Source organism: Streptomyces sp. NPDC031474, from assembly GCF_055581185.1.
On sequence record NZ_JBVIJX010000002.1, the window covers coordinates 225,713 to 242,813 of the forward strand.

Here is a 17,101-nt window from a genome sequence, read left to right on the forward strand (position 1 = left end):
GGATCCTCCTGAGATTCCACCATGCCACCGGTCCGGCCTCGGTGCGGCCGGACCGGCATAGCTCGTCCCACCCAAGTCCCTCGAAACGAATCGCACAAGGGTACACAACGGCACTTTTGGGACCGGGAATGCCGGATTCCCTGGTCATTCCCTGCTCATTCCGTGCCGATTTCGAGCTGTTTCCTATGTGTTTTCGGCGTGTCGGCGCGGTGTTACCCGGCCCTGGAAACCCTGTTGCACCAGGTGTCCAGGATCGCTCACGATGCGTGCATGAGCACGGCGGGGGAGGCGGGCGGGGCGCGAGTGACCGCGCGGCGCGCGACCATGGAGTCCACGGGGGTGGCGCCATGAGCGCGCGACTGCGCGGTATCGCCCACGAGACGCAGCAGATCGTCGCCGAGGGCGGCTACCGCGCGTCCGGCGGGCGCGAGGTGCCCCTCGCGGCGGCGATCGAGGCGGCCCGCGCGGCAACGCGGACGGCGGGACCGGGGCCGGTCGCCGTGCCCGCGCCGGTGGCTCCGGTCGCGGACACGCTGATCGAGGTCACGGGCGAGAGCAGCCTGGAGGCCGCCCGCCGGCTCGCCGACGCCGGCCCCGTCGCCGTCCTGAACTTCGCTTCCGCGCGCAACCCGGGCGGCGGCTACCTCAACGGCGCCCAGGCGCAGGAGGAGGCCCTGTGCCGGGCCTCCGCGCTGTACACCTGCCTGCTCACGGCCCGGGAGTTCTACGACCACCACCGCGCCCACCGCGACCCGTTCTACACGGACCGCGTCATCCACTCACCGGCCGTGCCCGTCTTCCGTGACGACCGGGGCCGGCTGCTGGACGAGCCGTACCCCGTCGGCTTTCTGACGGCCGCCGCGCCCAACGCGGGCGTGGTGCTGCGGACGGCGCCGGAGCGCACGTCCGAGCTGCCGCGCGCGCTGGCCGTCCGTGCCGAGCGCGTCCTGGAGACGGCCGTCGCGCACGGCTACCGACGCCTGGTGCTGGGCGCGTGGGGCTGCGGGGTGTTCCGCAACGACCCCGCGCAGGTGGCGGGGGCGTTCCGGGCCCTGCTCGCCCCTGACGGGCGGTTCGGGCGGGCGTTCGATCGCGTGGTGTTCGGAGTGCTCGACCGGACGCCGGGCGGCGCGGTGCGGGGCGCATTCGAAGAGACGTTCGCCCCGCTTCATGGTCCGACAGAGGCTCAGGTCCAGCCGTAGCGCTCATGCAGCCGCTGTCGGACCAGGTTGAACCGCATCCGGTCCAGCGCGCAGGCCTCGCGGCGCATGCCGTCCTCGTGGAGCCGCAGGATGCGGTCGACGTCCACCCAGGAGTCCCGTCCGGTCCGGTCCCAAGGCCCGCTGCCGATCGCCACCCACTCCCGGTCACCCTCATGCCGCTTGCTGGAGAGCTGTACGGCGAGGAACGTGCCGCCCGCCTCCCGGGCGACGACGAGCACCGGGCGGTCCTTGCCCCGGCCGTCGTTCTCCTCGAAGGGCACCCAGGTCCACACGATCTCGCCGGGGTCGGGGTCGCCGTCGTGCGCGGGGGAGTACTCCGTGCGCACCCGGCCGGTCTCGCGGGGGTCGGCCTCGGTCGTGGCGGAGGGGCCGAAGCGGCCCGGGACGTCTGCATCTGCATCGGTAAACGCGGTCACGGGGGCACCTTAGAGGCTGCCCCCGTGACCGCGTTTCACCGCCGGGTCACTTCTCCTCGACCGGCACCCGCTGCGACGGCGGGCCCGAGGGCGGGCTCACGATCCCGTTGAGGGGCGAAGTCCCGTGCGGGGCCTGCCCGTTCTGGTTCATCGAGGCGAGCAGCTGACGTGCCAGACCGAGGCCCGTCCCGCCCATGGTGAGCGCCTTGGCGAAAACGTCCGCCATACCGTCCGCGCCGTTGAGCAGCACCATGTTGTCGACGTTGCCGAACGCGGACGCGCCGGCCCGTACGATCTCCGGCCAGTTCTCGGCGAGTTGCTGGGCGACGACCGCCTCCTGGTTCTCGGCCAGCGCGGCGGCCCGGGCCTTGATGGCCTCCGCCTCCGCAAGGCCCTGCGCCCTCGTCGCCTCGGCCTCCGCCAGACCCCTGGCCTGCGCGGCGGCCGCCTCGGCCTCACCGGTGGCCCGGGTCGCGGCCGCCATGGCCTCACCGCGGGCCCTGGTCGCCTCGGCCTCGGCGCCGGCGGCCTGCTTGAGCCGGCTCGCCTCGGCTGCGGACGCGAGCTCGGTCTCCTTCGCCTTGGCCTGCGCCGCCGAGATCCGGGCGTCGCGCTCGCCCTCGGCCAGCGTGCGCTTCTCGTACGCCTTCGCGTCCGCGGGCTTGCGGACGTCCGCCTGGAGCTGCTGCTCCCTGCGGTGCGCCTCGAGTTCGGCGACCCGGGTCTCCTGGACGACGACCTCCTGCCGGGCGGCCGCGTCCGCGAGAGGCCCCGCCTGGCGGGCCTTGGCGCCCGCCTTGTCACGCTCGGCCTGGTAGCCGGCCTGGAGGATCTCGCTGTCCCGGGTGGCCTCCGCCATCCGCGCGAACGAGGCCTGCTCCGCCTCCGTGGCGAGACGGTTCGCCTCCGCCTGGGCGATGCGCGCGTCCCGCTGCACGGCCGCCGCGTGCGGCATCGCCAGGTTGCGGATGTAGCCGGTCGGGTCCTCGATCTCGTGGATCTGCAGAGAGTCCACGATCAGGCCCAGCTTCTCCATCTCCGTACCGCAGGCGGCACGGGTCTGCCCGGTGAGCTTCTCCCGGTCGCGGATCATGTCCTCCACCGTCAACCCGCCCACGATGGACCGCAGATGGCCGGCGAAGACGTTGTGCACCCGCTCCGACATCAGCTTCTGCTGGTCGAGGAAACGCCGGGCCGCGTTGGCGATCGACACGAAGTCGTCGCCCACCTTGAAGATGACCACGCCCCGAACCTTGAGCGGAATGCCCTGGTGCGTCACGCAGTCCACATGCAGTTCGGTCTCGTTCAGATCCAGCGACAGCTTCCGCACCACCTGCACGCCGGGCATCACCAGCGTGCCGCGCCCGGTGACGATACGGAAGCCCATCCCCGCTTCCAGGCCCTCTGTGCGGTGGTTGGAACCGGAGATGACGAGTGCCTCGTTGGGTTCCGCGACCCGCCACATCATCTTGAACAGACCCAGCAGAACGAGAACGGCGACAACCGCCGCCCCCGCAACGACGCCGACAATCATCGGCATACGCCCCCTTTGGATGGTGCCCTTTCGGCACCGAACGAAGGGAGTGTGCGCCTGCCCGAGTCCAGGTTGAAGACGCTGTGGAATCCTTGTTGCAATCTTGACGCATACGTTCCCGAAGGCGCACCAAACCGCTCTCACCTGCGCCGAAGCAGGCTCAACTGTCGTACGCCGGGGTGACGTAGACCGTCCTGGGCGGCAGGTGCTCCACCACCATCACCACCGTGCCGCACTCGATGCGGCCCGTGCCGTCCGCCGGGTAGGCGAGGAAGTGCTCGGCCCCGCCGCGCACCCGGACGATCACCTCGCCCACGAGTCCCGGCCCGATCGCCCCGGTGACCCGCCCCATGAGCCCGACCATCGACGCATCGTCCATGGTCACAGGGTACGGGTGGAACCCGCTCGGCCGGCCGGGCGGTCCGCGACCGCTTCCCCGCGACCAGGATCCGCGCCACAGCCGTCCCACAGGCATCGTCTGTTACTGCGCGAAGGATTGACGTGTCCCTGTCTCGCCCCTACCTTCCGATCGATGTTCCGAACCGTGTTCGGAATTTCGAACCTTGAGCCGTAGGAGAGCCGCACCATGACGACACGTCACCCCGCTCCGTCCCGCCGTGCCATGCTGCGCGCGATGGCCGCGCTGCCCGCCGCGGCACTCGTGCTGGGCGAGGCGCCCGGCCTGCTCGGCACGGCCCTCGCCGCCGCGCCGGCCGCCGGATCGGCCACCCGCTACACCATCGTGCCGTTCCTCAACAGCAACGACGGCACGGTGAACGTCTACCAGTCCGACGACGCCACCGACTTCCGACTGGTGCAGTCCTCCGCGTACACCCCGCCCAGCAACCGCATCCGCGACGCGAGCGTCTTCAGGCACACCAACGGCTACTACTACATCACCTACACCACCCACACCTGGCAGGACGCCAGCACCACCATCGGCTTCGCCCGCAGCTCCGACCGGGTCAACTGGACGTTCCTGTACGACTACACGGTCCCGATCGCGAACCTCTCCCGCGCCTGGGCGCCGGAGTGGTTCGTCGACAGCGACGGCAGCGTCAACGTCATCGTGTCCTGCTCGGTGACCAGCGACGAGTGGATCTTCACCCCGTATCTGCTGAAGGCCACCAACTCCGCGCTCACCGCCTGGAGTTCACCGGTCGCCCTGTCCGGCATCGGGTCGAACCACATTGACACGTACATCGTGAAGATCGGCTCGACGTACCACGCGTTCACCAAGAACGAGACGGCGAAGTACATCGAGTACGGCACCGCGTCCAGCCTCGCCGGCCCGTACACGATCACCAGGACCGGCGACTGGGCGGGCTGGGGCAGCTACCGCGAGGGCCCGTCCGTCATCCAGCTCGACAACGGCGGCTGGCGGATCTTCTTCGACGGCTACGGCGACGGCAACTACTACTACAGCGACAGCTACGACACCTTCGCCACCTGGACCGCGCCGAAGGCCCTGCCCGGCATCTCGGGCACGGCACGCCACTTCACGGTGATCAAGGAGACGGTGACCGGCGGCCCGGCCATCACGAAGAACGCCACGCGGTCCCTGCGCTCCGCCAACTACACCACCCGCTACTGGCAGGAGCAGTCCGCGCTGCTCAACCTGCCCGTGGTGACCGGCTCCAGCACCACCGCCGAGAAGCAGGCGTCCACCTTCACGGTCGTGGCGGGTCTCGCGGACGCGAACGCCTACTCCTTCCGCGACGCCTCCGGCAACTATCTGCGCCACTACTCCTTCCGGGGCCGCTTCGACGCCAACGACGGCACGTCGACCTTCGCCAGGGACGCCACGTTCATCGCCCGGACGGGCTCGACGAGCGGTGCGATCCGTTTCGAGTCGTACAACTACCCCGGCTACTACCTGCGCCACTACAACTACCAACTCCGCGTGGAGCAGCCGGACGGCACGGACCTCTTCCGCCAGGACAGTTCTTTCGTGCCGGTGACCGCCTGGGCCTGAGCCGTCCTCCCTTCGGGCGATCGCTCCTCGACCCTCTTTCGTCTACAGTGCGCTGGACCGTCTACGCACCTGTAGTCAACCGGGCTCGTTCCGGCAGGAAAAGAGGTCGCGGCCATGGCCCTCCTGCTCGCCTGCGTCTGCCTCGCGCTGTTCGCCGCCCTCGCCACGGTCGTGGCCGTGCGCGAGGGCGCGCCGCTGCCGGGCGACCGCGCCGTCCACGCATGGTCGCTCGCGCACCGGCCGCCGGTGGCCGAGGCGCTGGCGCACGGGGTCACCGTGACGGGCGGGGGTGTCTGGCCGTATCTGATCGCCGTCGCGGCCGGGTTGATCGCCGGACGATCGCCTCGGGAGCGGCTCTGGTCCGTGGCGGTCGCCGTGGGCGTCCTCCTCGCCGGACAGTCCATCCGCTCCGGACTGATGGAGCTGCTCGCCCGCGCCCGTCCGGCCCCCGCCGACTGGGCAACGGCCGCCTCCGGCTACGCCTTCCCCTCCGGCCATGCGACGACCTCGGCGCTGGCCGCCGGTCTGCTGGCCTGGGCGGTGCTGCGGCGGACGGCGCCCGCCCAGGCCCGGACGGTATGCGCCGTGGCCGCCTGCTGGGCCGTCGCCGTAGGCCTGAGCCGCGTGTACCTCGGCGTGCACTGGCCGAGCGACGTCCTCGGCGGCTGGCTGCTGGCCGCCGCCTGGCTGAGCCTGTGCGCGCATGTGGCGGCCCGCCGCCTGCCCGGGCTCACGACCCGTACGCCGCAGGAGCCGGGGGAGGAGGACCCTCCTCGCCGAGGCCGATCACGCCCCGGGTGACCGTGACCCCTCAGGGGGTGGCGATCGCCGGGGGCGCGGTGTGGAGGGTGAGGGCGTGGTGGAAGCGGCGCAGGAGGAGCAGTGCGGTGGCTGCGAGGCCGACGAGCCAGTGGCCGACCAGGGTGAGCCCGAAGCCGCGGTTCAGCGGATCCGGTCGTAGACCAGGGCCAACGTGCCGTGTTCGCCCGCCGTCTGACTGGCCAGCGACCACTTCCCCGCGGGCAGGCCGTCGTCGAAGAGGCGCGGGCCGCCGCCGAGGAAGACCGGGAAGACCGTGAGCGCCAGCCGGTCGACCTGGTCGGCGGCCAGCAGCGCCTTGATGACGCTCGCGCTGGAGAGCACGAGGATGTCGCCGCCGTCGGTCGCCCTGAGGTCCGTGACCGCCTCGGCGGCCGGCTTGTCGACGATCGTCGTCCGCTCCCACGGCGCCTCGCCGAGGGTGGAGGAGAGCACCACCTTGTCGGTGTCGACGAGCCACTTCGCGAAGGCCTCGTCGCGCGGGTCGGCGCCCTCCATGCCGATGACGGTGGGCCAGAAACCGAGGAAACCCTCGGCGTTGACCCGTCCGAGCAGGGTCGTCGTCGCCGGCTCCCACAGGCTGATCAGATGGTCGCGGGCGACGTCGGTGACCGCGTACGGCATCACCCAGCTCATGTCCAGGGGGTTGTCCGGTCCGGCGTACCGGCCGTCGAGGGAGAGGCTCATGTTGGTGACGACCCTGCGGCCATGGGCGGCGGTCTGCTCGGTCATTTCGTGCTCCTCGGGTCCGTGTCGATGTTGATGTCGGTGTCGATGTCGGTGTCGATGTCGGTGCCGTCGGAGGCACCGGTGTCGTGGGTGACGTCGGGCTCCGCTGCGAGAGTCGCCGTGAGCTTGTCGAGGCTCTGACCGAAGCCGGTCTCGATGCCCGCGACGAAGTCCGCGGAGTCGACGGTGCTGTCGGTGATCCGGTAAAGGACGTCGAGGTCCGTGCCGGCGCCGGTGCGTGTGAGGACGAACTCGACGTGGGAGGTGAAGGCGAGACCCCCGTCGGGAAGCAGCGGGGAGAGCCGGTAGACGAGGCGCTCACCCGCGTGCACCTCGTGGACGACGCCCTCGGCGCGCCCGGCGACCAGGTCGGAGCCGTCGGCGTCCTCGGCGTCGCGGTACTCCAGGACGACCCGCCCGCCCTCTCGCGCCTCGAAGACGAGCTCGGAGACGCGCAGGTCGTCGGGCGTCCACCAACGGGCGAGCAGGTCGGGCTCGGTCAGGTGGCGCCACACGAGCTCGGGGCGCCCCTTCAGCGACCGGAGGAACCTGAACGAGCGGCCGTCGGCCCACCCCGGCTCCTCGGCGGCCAGCCGCTCCGCCCGGAGGCTGAGCCCATGGCGGTCGTAGGCCGAGCGGGGGCCGTCGGCCCGGTCCGCGGTGTCGGCGAGCCGGCTGAGCTCGGCGGCCAGGTCCCGCAGGGCGGCGGACCGCAGCGCGTAGACACGGCGCTGGCCGGTGCGCTGGGACGTGACGACGCCGGCCCGCTCAAGGGTCTGCAGATGCTTGGTCGTCTGCGGCTGACGCGCCTCGGCCAGCTGGGCGAGAACCCCGACGGAGCGGGGCCGCTCGGCCAGCAGGCTCACGAGCCGCCAGCGCGCCGGGTCGGCGAGCGCGGTGAGAAGTGCGTCCATGGCCACGAGTATTCCTGACAGAGAATATTCGTGTCAAGGAATATCTGTTGCCGGTCCGGCCCCTCGTGGCCGTGTCTCGGGTGAACGCGTCAGCGGCCCAGGTAGGCGAGCTCGGGGAAGTGCTTCTGGTAGGCGTCCAGCAGGCGCTTGGCGACGGCGTACGAGTCGATCAGGGGGTGGATGGTCAGGGCCTTCATGGCGTGCGCGCGATCGCGGGTGGTGGCGGCCCGGATCACCGCACGTTCGACGGCCTTGACCGAGCACACCAGGCCGGTGCCGTGGTCGGGCAGCGGCGCCCCGGCGATGGGATGGGCGCCGTTGCCGTCCACATGGCAGGGCACCTCGATGACGGCGTCGTCGTCGAGGACCGGGATCCGGCCGCGGTTACGGACGTTGAGGATGAGAGTCGCCCGCTCGTCCAGGGCGATGGCCCGCATCAGGGCGAGGGCCACCTGTTCGTAGCCGCCCGACTCCAGATCGCAGGAGTCGCGTTCCCCCATGCCTACGGCCTCGCGGTTCTCGGCCATGTAGGTGACCTCGCGCTCCAGGCGGGTCGCGTCCCAGGCGTTCCAGGCGGCGTGCGACGCCGGCGGGGCGTCGGCGACGGCGCCCAGGGAGTCGTAGAAGTGCTGCTGCTGGGAGTGCAGGAAGGCGCCCCGGGTCTGTTCGGCGGCCCCCGCCGAGCGCACCGACTCGCGGCTGAAGTAGTAGTAGTGCAGGTACTCGTTGGGCAGCGCGCCGAGCGTGCGCAGCAGGTCGGCGCCGAAGAGTTTGCCCTCCTCGAAGGAGGTCAGCGCGGCCTCGTCCGCGAACAGGGACGGCAGCAGGTCGCGGCCCTCGGCGTACAGGCCGCGCAGCCAGCCCAGGTGGTTCAGGCCCACGTAGTCCAGGCGGACGCGTGCCGGATCGACGCCGAGCGCCCCGGCCACGCGGCGGCCGAGGCCCACCGGCGAGTCGCAGATCCCGATCACCCGGTCCCCGAGGTGCGCGGTCATCGCCTCGGTGACCAGACCGGCCGGATTGGTGAAGTTGATGACCCAGGCCTCGGGCGCCAGGGCCGCGATGCGGCGGGCGATCCCGACGGCCACCGGGACGGTGCGCAGCCCGAAGGAGATGCCGCCCGCGCCGACGGTCTCCTGGCCCAGCACGCCTTCCGCCAGCGCGATGCGTTCGTCCGCCGCGCGGCCGGCGAGTCCGCCGACGCGGATGGCGGAGAACACGAAGTCCGCTCCGGTGACCGCCTCGTCCAGGTCGGTGGTGGCGGTGACGGCCGGCGGGTCGGGATGCCCGGCAGCCTGGTCGGCGAGGACCTTGCGGATGGTGGCCAGCCGGGAGGCGTCCAGGTCGTACAGGGTCACCTCGGTGACGCGTCCCTCGCCGCGGTCGCCCAGCAGCGCCCGGTAGACCAGCGGGACCCGGAAGCCGCCGCCGCCCAGGATCGTCAGTCTCATACTTCGACCACCTCAACTCCCGCCTCGCGCAGTCGATTACAGGTCTTCGCGTCCCCGGGCGCGTTGGTCACCACGACGTCGAGCTCCTCGGGGCCGCACACCCGGGCCATCCCGGTGCCGGGGAACTTGCCGGCGTCCGCCACCAGGACCACCTGGGCGCTGGCGGCGATCATCGCCCGTTTGACGGGCACCTCGACCGCGGTGGTGTCCAGCACCTGTCCGTCGGGTCGCACCCCGCTCGTGCCCAGGAACAGCCGGTCGGCGTGGACCTGGCGCAGGTTGTCCTCGGTGAGGAAACCGACCAGCGAACGGTAGTCGCGCCGCACCACGCCGCCCAGCAGGATCAGCTGGACGTCCTTGTCGTCCTGGAGCTCCTCGTAGACGGCGAGGTTGCTGGTGATCACGGTCAGGGACCGGCCGTGGAGATGCCGGGCCACCCGGTGAGCGGTGGTGCCGATGTCGAGCAGCACGGTCTCGCCGTCCCTGACGAGGTTTGCGCACCAGAGGGCCAGGGCGTCCTTCGCCTCGACCCGGACGCCGGCCACGTCGGCGAACGGGTCGTCCTCGCCCACGACGGGGGCGGCGCCGCCGTACACCCGCTTGAGCAGTCCCTCGTCGTCCAGTTGTGCGAGGTCGCGCCGGACCGTGGCCTGACTCGCCCCGACCTTCTCGGCCAGGGCGACCACCGAGGTGGGCCCGTCCGCACGCAGTGCGCGCAGGATCAGCTGATGTCTTCGGTCAGGGAGCATGCGGCAGACCATACTCGCGAACTCGCCAAACTCAAGCAAAGTCGCGCATGAATGTCTCGATACCTGCTTGACCCTTGTCAAACCCGCGCACCGGGTGCACTCTCTTGCGTAATTCGGAGCCAGGCCCGGACCCCACTCCGGTCGGCCGAAGCGGATGAACGGCGTATTCCGCCGTCACGACGCGTCGGCGCCGTCTGAGAGGACCAGGTCACACACCCCGGGTGGCTGAAGGGTTACCACCCACGCCGATGCTCTTCAGCCACCCGGCCTCCCCGCCGCGCCCCACCGCGGCCCAGCACCCACAGGTCCTGTCGGACATGCCCGACACGCCGTTCCCGCCGAACCCGCCGTATCCCCAGAACTCGCCGAACTCGCCGAAATCCAGGAGAAGACAGTGGACCTTTCCCGCAGACGATTCCTCCAGGCCGCCGTACTGACGGCCGCCGCGGCCGGCGCCACCGCAGCGTGCGGCGGCGGTTCCGGATCGAGCGGCAGCAAGGACAGCAAGAACCTGAGCCTCTGGTACTGGTCCGGCGGGCTGAGCGACAAGGTCGTCGCGGACGCCAAGAAGCACTTCTCCGACATCACCCTCAAGACCTCCGTGGTCGGCGGCGACTTCAAGACCAAGCTGCTCACCGGCCTCAGGGCCGCCCAGTCCGCCCCGGACATCACCGGCGTCAAGGGCGAGGACATCGCCTCCTTCCTGCCCAACGCCGACCGCTTCGTCGACCTGAAGACCGTCGGCGCGGACAAGCTGATGCCGCAGTACCTGTCCTGGAAGCTGAAGCAGGCCACCACGCAGGACGGCAAGCTGATCGGCTTCCCGATCGACATCGGGCCCTGCGCCACGTTCTACCGCGAGGACCTCTTCGCCGCGGCGGGGCTGCCCACCGACCCGGCGAAGGTCTCCGCCGAGCTGGCCACCTGGGACGACTACTTCAAGGCCGGCGTCGAACTGCACAAGGCCGTGCCGAAGACCTATCTGATCAACAACATCGGCTCCGTGTTCTCGATGATGATCGGCCAGGGCACCCAGCGCTTCATCGACGAGAACAACACGTTCATCGGCGACCAGGACCACATCCGTACCGCCTGGACCACCGCAGTGAAGCCCTACACCCTCGGCATCGACGCCAAGATCAACGACAACACGTGGAACGCCGCGATCGGCAACGGCTCCCTGGGCACCGAGATCGGCGCCGCCTGGCACGCGCTGGACATCAGCAACGCCGCGCCCGCCACCAAGGGCAAGTGGCGGGTGGCGAGCCTGCCGGGCGGCCCGTCCAACCTCGGCGGGTCCTTCCTGGCCATCCCCGCGACCAGTGGCAACCCCGAGGAAGCCTTCAAGATCATCAGCTGGATCCTGGACCCGGACAACCAGGCCCGCGGCTTCACCGACGCGGCCCTCTTCCCGACCGCCCCGGCCGCCTACAAGCTGCCGGCGCTGACCGGCGGCGACGCCTTCTTCGGCGGCCAGAAGACCATCGAGATCTTCGGCCCGGCCGCCGAGAAGATCCCCGCGGCCTACGAGGCCCCGGCCGACGCGGCGGTCGCCGCGCCCTACTACAGCGAGCTGACCAGCATCGAGGCCAAGGGCAAGGACCCCGACGAGGCCTGGAAGGACGCGGTCGGCCAGGCCAAGCAGATCGCCCAGCGGCAGGGAGTGAAGTGACATGTCGTCCAGCCCGGTAGCCGGCCCGGCTCCCACCGGACCGACCTCCGGATCCGACACCGGTCCCACCGGGCAGCCGGCCCCGGACCGTCTCCACGGTCCGGGCCGACGCGCCCCCCGGATCCGGCCGGTGTCGGCCGGGGCCCGGCGCGGGCCGGGGCGGCGGGTCGCCAGACACTGGCCGCAGTACCTGGCCATCTCGCCGTACTACCTGATCTTCTCGGTCTTCATGCTCTTCCCGGTGATCTACACCGTGTACCTGGCGTTCCAGAAATGGGACGGCATCGGGGACATGCACTTCGTCGGGTTCCAGCAGTTCCGGTTCCTGTGGGACGACCCGGTGTTCTGGCTGTCCATCCGCAACACCCTCGTCATCTGGGTCCTGTCGACCGTGCCGATGCTCTTCATGGCACTGGTGCTCGCGGTGCTGGTGAACTCCACCAATCGCCTCACCGCGTTCTACCGGGTCGCCCTGTTCATCCCCAGCATCACCTCGCTGGTGGCCATCGCGATCTTCTTCGGCGCGATCTTCAGCAACAACTTCGGCCTGATCAACGCCATCCTGCGGGCCCTGCACGTGTCGGCCGTGCCCTGGCTGAGCAACGAGTGGACGATCAAGCTGGTGATCGCGGCGCTGATGACCTGGCAGTGGACCGGCTACAACGCGATCATCTATCTGGCCGGGCTCCAGGCGATCCCCTCGGAGCTCTACGAGGCCGCACGGATGGACGGCGCCGGACCGGTCCGGATCTTCTTCTCCCTCACGATCCCGCTGCTGCGGCCCATCATCCTGTTCACCGTGGTGGTCTCCACCGTCACCGGACTGCAGAGCTTCACCGAACCCCAGGTGCTGTTCAACAGCGACGCCTCGACCAACCCCAACTCCGGCGGTCCGGGCCAGGCGGGCATGACCACCCTGCTGTACTTCTACCACCAGGCCTTCGACAACAACGACTTCGGCTACGGCGCCGCCATCGTCTGGGCCTTCTTCCTGCTGATCCTGCTCATCGTCCTCATCAACTGGCGTCTGGTGCAGCGTAAGGAGCGACGGTCGTGAACAGCCAGAACCGTAAACGCCTGCGGGGGTTCAGCGTCCATGCCGCACTGATGACCGGCGTCGTCATCTCGGTGTTCCCGTTCTACTGGATCGTCGTCATGGCGACGAACACCTCGCAGGACATCTACAGTTACCCGCCGAAACTCTGGTTCGGCGACCACCTGCTGACCAACATCCAGCACCTGTTCGACAAGATGGATTTCTTCGGCTCCCTCTTCAACACGGTGATCGTCGCGGTCTGTACGACGGCGCTGGTGCTGTTCTTCGACTCGCTGGCCGCCTTCGCCTTCGCCAAGTACGACTTCCCCGGCAAGAAGTTCCTCTTCGGCGTGCTGCTGTCGATGTACATCCTGCCGACCCAGCTGGCGATCATCCCGCAGTACGAGATCATGGTGCAGCTGGGCTGGCTGGGCACGCTCAAGGCGCTCATCGTGCCCGCCGCCGCCAATGCCTTCGGCATCTTCTGGATGCGCCAGTACACCTCCACCAGCGTCCCCGACGAACTGCTGGACGCCGCCCGCATCGAGGGCGCCGGGTTCTTCCGGCTGTACTGGCACGTGGTGCTGCCGTGCGTCCGCCCGGCCCTGGCGTTCCTCGGCATCTACACGTTCATCGCCGCCTGGAACGACTACATCCTGCCGTTGGTGATGCTGGTCAACCCCGACCGTCTCACCCTCCAGGTGGCGCTGGCCCAGTTGTACGCCGGCCACTCCACCGACTACAGCATGGTGATGGCCGGGGTGCTCCTGTCGGTCATCCCGCTGGTGCTGGTGTTCACGTTCTTCGCCCGGGGCTTCATCGCGGACGCCACGAAGGGCGCCCTGCGCTGACGGCGGCGGAGTGGGAGGCCGAGACGGCGGCGGGGGCGGGGCGGGCCCGGTCGGGCGGGCCCTGGCCGGACAGGGCCCAGCCGGCCTAGTCGACGTCCACCGGGCCGTCGTCCGGCTTGCGGTCCTTGCCCGGGTGCAGCTGGAGCAGGGCGCTGCCGTTGCCGTTCTCGGGGCGGCCACGGCCCTCGCCGGAGTCCTGGCCGCCCAGGTTCTGGCGGACCGAGTCGAGGATCGTCAGGCCCTGGGAGACCAGGCCGGCAGCGATCTCGCCCAGGCCGTCCGCGCCGTTCAGGACGTTGACGTTGGCGCCGGCGAGGCCGCCGGCCGCCTCCTTCACGATCTGCGGGAGCTGGTCGATCAGCATCCGGTCGAGCGCGACCCGGTCGTAGGACGCGGCCGCCTCGGCCTGGATCTTCATGCGCTGCGCGTCGGCGGCGGCGAGCACCCGGATCCGCTCGGCCTCGGCCTCGGCCGGCTTCACGATCTCGGCCACCAGCTGCTGCTGGCGCAGCTTGGCCTGGCGCTGCGCCAGCTCGGTCTGGGCGGCGAGCACCTCCTGCTGGGCGTGGGCCTGCGCCAGCGGGCCCGCCTGGGCGGCCTGGGCCTGGGCGCGGTCCACCTCGGCCGAGTACTCCGCCTTGACGATGGCCGTCTGCCGGGCGTACTCGGCCTGCTTGCGGGCCGCCTCCTGCTCCGCCTCGACCGACGCCTGGGTGGCCTGGGCCTGGGCGATCTGGGCCTGCCGCTGGATGGCCGCCTTGTGCGGAGCGGACATCGCGTCGATGTAGCCGGCGTCGCCGTCGTCGATCGACTGGATCTGCAGCGAGTCCACGATCAGACCGATCTTCGCCATCTCCATCTTGGAGGTGTCCAGCACCTCCGCGGCGAGCTTCTGCCGCTCGGTGACGATCTCCTCGACCGTCATCGAGCCGATGATGGCCCGCAGGTGCCCGGCGAAGATCCGCCCGGTCAGCACCGACATCTGGTCCTGGTCGGAGAGGAAGCGCTGCCCGGCGTTGATGATGCTCTCGTGGTCGTTGCCGACCTTGAACGCGATCACGGCACGCACGTGCAGGGCGATGCCCTGCCTGGTCACACAGGTCTCGGTGACCTCGGCCTCGCACATCGACAGCGTGAGGAAACGGGTCTTTCGGAAGAACGGGATCACGAACTTGCCGTGCCCCGTCACCACTCGGAACGGCGCGCCCCCCAGTCCCCGCCGGCCCCCCGAGATCAACATCGCCTCGTCGGGAGCGGGAACGCGGTATCCGAACATCTCTCTTATGCTCCTCAGTCGGCGTCGGCGAGATCGCCGAGCGCGTCCAATGGATCCCTCCACTCGATGACGCCGACCTCGCGGCATCCACGCGATTCGATCACCAGGACCGTCGCCCCAGCGGGTAGAGGATCCTCCGACCAGGCGAGAAAGGTCTCGGAACCGCCTCTGACCCGCACCAGGATCTCGCCGGGGCCCGCGGAACCGCGGGTTCCGACGAGCACCTTCCCCGTACAGCCGATCACGGCCTCGTCCTGCGGCATCACCGGCCGCCCTCCAACGCTCTGGCCCACGGTTCAGACGATAGACCCACCGGGGCCGGGGGCCCAACGGGCACGACGATTCGGCCCGCTGGGGCGGGCATACCGCCTTTCCCGCGAGGGGAAACCGGGCCGGGACGACGGGGCCCCGGCCCGGTGATCAGATCGCCGCTGCCCTGGGTCGCGCCCTACGCGCCCGCGAGCGGCCCCGGGGCCTGGCAGTCGACCTCGATCCACCCGACGGGGCTGTGCAGGCGGACGTAGGAGGCGTGGTCGTCGCCGGTGCCGCCGGTCCAGGTGACGTGGGTGTCGGTCAGGGCGTTGCCGTGTCGGTCCACAGGTTGGCCACCGCCTGGTGGAGCCGGGACGGGTCGGCGACGACCGACACCGGGCCGCCGAGGCGCAGCGCGAGCTGCCGGTCGTGTCCGCTTCCCGCGGCCGGGGCGTCCCAGACCGCCTCGGTGACCAGGGTCGCGCGGTTCACCTCGGTCAGCTCCAGAGGCCGGCCCTCGTCGAGCCGGGCCGGCAGGAGCAGGTCCTCGACGAGGTCCGTGGCCGGTGTCGGCGAGGAACCGGCGCATGCGCTCCTCGGTGCGCCGGCGTTCGGCGAGCGACGACTCCACGTGGTCGATCCGACGGTTGAGCACGACGCCGGCCTGGCCGGCCTCGGTCCCGGGGTCGGTGTCCCGGGCGGCGACGCGGGCGAGCGGGGCGACCTCGCCGCGGTCCAGCGGCACCCGGGTGAGCTCGGCGGCAGTGGCCGCGACCCGGCCGAGCGGGCGCAGTTGCCGCCGGATGACCACCGCGAGGACGACGACGTGCGGGGCGCGGTCCCGGACGATGCGCAGCGCGCCGCGCCCGTCCTGCGCCGCGCAAGACCGCCCCGTGAGAACCGTGTGCCCGAGCTGAGCGCGTGCCAGGAGGACGTCAGCGGCGCGGTGACCGGCGGACGGTCAGTACGGCGACGTCGTCGTGCCGCCGGTCCTCGCCGGCGAACCCGCGGGCGTCCTCGTGCAGCGCCCGGGGCAGCTCGGTGGGGGAGAGGTCCAGGTGCTTCATCAGGCGCTCGTCGACCGGGTAGAACGTGCCGTCGGCGGCGCGGGTCTCGGTGAGGCCGTCGGTGGTCAGCAACAGCGTCGAACCGGCCGGGAACGCGAACCAGTCCACGGTCGTGGGCTCGGCGGCCAGTTCGGCGAGCCCGAGCGGGACGCCGGAGTCCAGCGGCGGAGTGCTGACGGCGCCCTCGTGCACCAGCCGGGGCGGGACGTGGCCGCAGTTGACGGCCTGCACCTCCTCGCCCGCGTCGACGCCGATGATGAGGGCGGTGACGAACCGCTCGTCGTCGCCGGTCTGTTCGGCGTAGGAGTTGTGCCGGACGACGGAGGCGTCCAGGGCGTCGACGAGCGCGGTGAGCGTGGGCTCGCGGTGGGCCGCCTCGCGGAAGGCGCCGATGACGGCGAACGCGGCGCCCACGGCGGCCAGGCCCTTGCCCTGCACGTCGCCGATCAGCACCCGCGTGCCCCAGGGCGAGGCGACGACGTCGTAGATGTCGCCGCCCACGAGCCGGTCCTCCTGCACGGGTTCGTAGACGCCGTTGACCAGGACGTCGTCGGTGAGCAGGGGGAGGGGGTGGAGGATGTGCCGCTGCATGGCGGCGGCGGTGGAGCGCAGCCGCAGCATCTCGTGCTCGCGCCCGATACGCCGGTGGCAGGCGTAGACGGAGGCGACTCCGAGGGCGAGGGTGAGCAGTACCAGCAGCGTCCGGTCGAGCGGTCGGCCGCCGTTGCCGGTGCGCAGCAGCACGGTGAGGGTGACGAAGAGAGTCGTCCACGCGGCGACGAACTTCGTCTGCTGGACGGTGCACAGTGCCGACGCCGTCCCCGGCAGGAACACCAGTAGCCCGAGGAGCCACACCTCGGACCCGGAGAGGACGCCGAGGACCTCCACCAGGACCGTCACCGACAGGACCCCGACGACCGTCTCGGCGTTGCTCGGAGGCTCGATGGCATCGAGGGTGTCGGCGGCTCTCTTCCGACGGATACCGATCATGGGAACTCCCGGGCAGGCGGTGATCTCTCTGTACCTTAGACAGCCGACCGACCCGCCCGCCGCCGGCACGACCCCTCAACCCACCGGGCCGCCCGGCCCATGTGCCCATGCCGGTGCACTCCTGACACGGTACGGCTCGGCATGGCC

Annotated in this window: 17 protein-coding genes and 1 pseudogene; 6 read left to right on the plus strand and 12 right to left on the minus strand. The window is 70.7% G+C overall.

Annotated elements, in window-relative coordinates; translation table 11 throughout:
* Positions 1 to 347 precede the first annotated feature (347 nt).
* The gene (locus tag ACZ5SK_RS04040; RefSeq protein WP_468575290.1) at positions 348 to 1,202 is read left to right on the plus strand and encodes a TIGR02452 family protein; all 855 of its coding nucleotides are present in this window, start codon (positions 348 to 350) and stop codon (positions 1,200 to 1,202) included.
* On the opposite strand, the gene ACZ5SK_RS04045 is transcribed toward ACZ5SK_RS04040, so the two are convergent.
* From ACZ5SK_RS04045 to ACZ5SK_RS04055, 3 genes are all read right to left on the minus strand, one after another.
* A complete protein-coding gene (locus ACZ5SK_RS04045; RefSeq protein WP_334582812.1) occupies positions 1,187 to 1,639 on the minus strand; it encodes a type II toxin-antitoxin system PemK/MazF family toxin in 453 nt (150 codons plus the stop codon). The genes ACZ5SK_RS04040 and ACZ5SK_RS04045 overlap by 16 nt on opposite strands.
* A 46-nt stretch (positions 1,640 to 1,685) precedes the next feature.
* On the minus strand, positions 1,686 to 3,179 hold the full coding sequence (locus ACZ5SK_RS04050; protein WP_334582811.1) for a flotillin family protein: 1,494 nt from the start codon (positions 3,177 to 3,179) through the stop codon (positions 1,686 to 1,688).
* A 154-nt stretch (positions 3,180 to 3,333) separates the two neighbouring features.
* A complete protein-coding gene (locus tag ACZ5SK_RS04055; protein ID WP_319347097.1) occupies positions 3,334 to 3,552 on the minus strand; it encodes a hypothetical protein in 219 nt (72 codons plus the stop codon).
* 207 nt (positions 3,553 to 3,759) lie between these two features.
* Between ACZ5SK_RS04055 and ACZ5SK_RS04060 the strand changes: the two genes are divergently transcribed.
* Both ACZ5SK_RS04060 and ACZ5SK_RS04065 read left to right on the plus strand, forming a co-directional pair.
* Complete coding sequence (locus ACZ5SK_RS04060) at positions 3,760 to 5,148, plus strand: glycoside hydrolase family 43 protein (RefSeq protein WP_334582810.1); 1,389 nt, start codon at positions 3,760 to 3,762, stop codon at positions 5,146 to 5,148.
* Between the two features lie 114 nt (positions 5,149 to 5,262).
* A complete protein-coding gene (locus ACZ5SK_RS04065) occupies positions 5,263 to 5,949 on the plus strand; it encodes a phosphatase PAP2 family protein (RefSeq protein ID WP_361704137.1) in 687 nt (228 codons plus the stop codon).
* A 141-nt stretch (positions 5,950 to 6,090) separates the two neighbouring features.
* On the opposite strand, the gene ACZ5SK_RS04070 is transcribed toward ACZ5SK_RS04065, so the two are convergent.
* From ACZ5SK_RS04070 to ACZ5SK_RS04085, 4 genes are all read right to left on the minus strand, one after another.
* Complete coding sequence (locus ACZ5SK_RS04070; protein WP_334582808.1) at positions 6,091 to 6,699, minus strand: dihydrofolate reductase family protein; 609 nt, start codon at positions 6,697 to 6,699, stop codon at positions 6,091 to 6,093.
* Complete coding sequence (locus tag ACZ5SK_RS04075) at positions 6,696 to 7,610, minus strand: metalloregulator ArsR/SmtB family transcription factor (protein ID WP_468156193.1); 915 nt, start codon at positions 7,608 to 7,610, stop codon at positions 6,696 to 6,698. Before ACZ5SK_RS04075 ends, ACZ5SK_RS04070 begins: the two co-directional genes overlap by 4 nt.
* Before the next feature lie 89 nt (positions 7,611 to 7,699).
* Positions 7,700 to 9,061, minus strand: coding sequence for a 6-phospho-beta-glucosidase (locus ACZ5SK_RS04080; RefSeq protein ID WP_334582806.1), 1,362 nt, complete (start codon positions 9,059 to 9,061; stop codon positions 7,700 to 7,702).
* Complete coding sequence (locus ACZ5SK_RS04085) at positions 9,058 to 9,849, minus strand: DeoR/GlpR family DNA-binding transcription regulator (RefSeq protein ID WP_468575292.1); 792 nt, start codon at positions 9,847 to 9,849, stop codon at positions 9,058 to 9,060. Before ACZ5SK_RS04085 ends, ACZ5SK_RS04080 begins: the two co-directional genes overlap by 4 nt.
* Before the next feature lie 355 nt (positions 9,850 to 10,204).
* Here ACZ5SK_RS04085 and ACZ5SK_RS04090 point away from each other — a divergent pair, with 355 nt between their 5' ends.
* From ACZ5SK_RS04090 to ACZ5SK_RS04100, 3 genes are read left to right on the plus strand one after another with little or no spacing between them, the layout of a single operon-like run.
* On the plus strand, positions 10,205 to 11,482 hold the full coding sequence (locus ACZ5SK_RS04090) for an extracellular solute-binding protein (protein ID WP_468575294.1): 1,278 nt from the start codon (positions 10,205 to 10,207) through the stop codon (positions 11,480 to 11,482).
* A gap of 1 nt (position 11,483) precedes the next feature.
* The gene (locus ACZ5SK_RS04095; RefSeq protein ID WP_468575296.1) at positions 11,484 to 12,539 is read left to right on the plus strand and encodes a carbohydrate ABC transporter permease; all 1,056 of its coding nucleotides are present in this window, start codon (positions 11,484 to 11,486) and stop codon (positions 12,537 to 12,539) included.
* Between the two features lie 50 nt (positions 12,540 to 12,589).
* Entirely contained in the window at positions 12,590 to 13,369 is a 780-nt protein-coding gene (locus ACZ5SK_RS04100) for a carbohydrate ABC transporter permease (protein ID WP_079665238.1), read from the plus strand.
* Between the two features lie 85 nt (positions 13,370 to 13,454).
* On the opposite strand, the gene ACZ5SK_RS04105 is transcribed toward ACZ5SK_RS04100, so the two are convergent.
* The 5 genes and pseudogenes from ACZ5SK_RS04105 to ACZ5SK_RS04125 form a co-directional block, all read right to left on the minus strand.
* Complete coding sequence (locus ACZ5SK_RS04105; protein ID WP_334582803.1) at positions 13,455 to 14,645, minus strand: SPFH domain-containing protein; 1,191 nt, start codon at positions 14,643 to 14,645, stop codon at positions 13,455 to 13,457.
* Between the two features lie 14 nt (positions 14,646 to 14,659).
* Positions 14,660 to 14,908 (minus strand): hypothetical protein, encoded by a 249-nt coding sequence (locus tag ACZ5SK_RS04110; protein ID WP_334583801.1) that lies wholly within the window; start codon positions 14,906 to 14,908, stop codon positions 14,660 to 14,662.
* Between the two features lie 185 nt (positions 14,909 to 15,093).
* Entirely contained in the window at positions 15,094 to 15,243 is a 150-nt protein-coding gene (locus tag ACZ5SK_RS04115; protein WP_361704126.1) for a DUF3500 domain-containing protein, read from the minus strand.
* A pseudogene (locus ACZ5SK_RS04120) lies at positions 15,243 to 15,717 on the minus strand (sensor histidine kinase); the annotation flags it as partial. The pseudogene ACZ5SK_RS04120 and the gene ACZ5SK_RS04115, both read right to left, overlap by 1 nt.
* A gap of 115 nt (positions 15,718 to 15,832) precedes the next feature.
* The gene (locus ACZ5SK_RS04125) at positions 15,833 to 16,954 is read right to left on the minus strand and encodes a PP2C family protein-serine/threonine phosphatase (RefSeq protein ID WP_334582801.1); all 1,122 of its coding nucleotides are present in this window, start codon (positions 16,952 to 16,954) and stop codon (positions 15,833 to 15,835) included.
* Between the last annotated feature and the right edge of the window lie 147 nt (positions 16,955 to 17,101).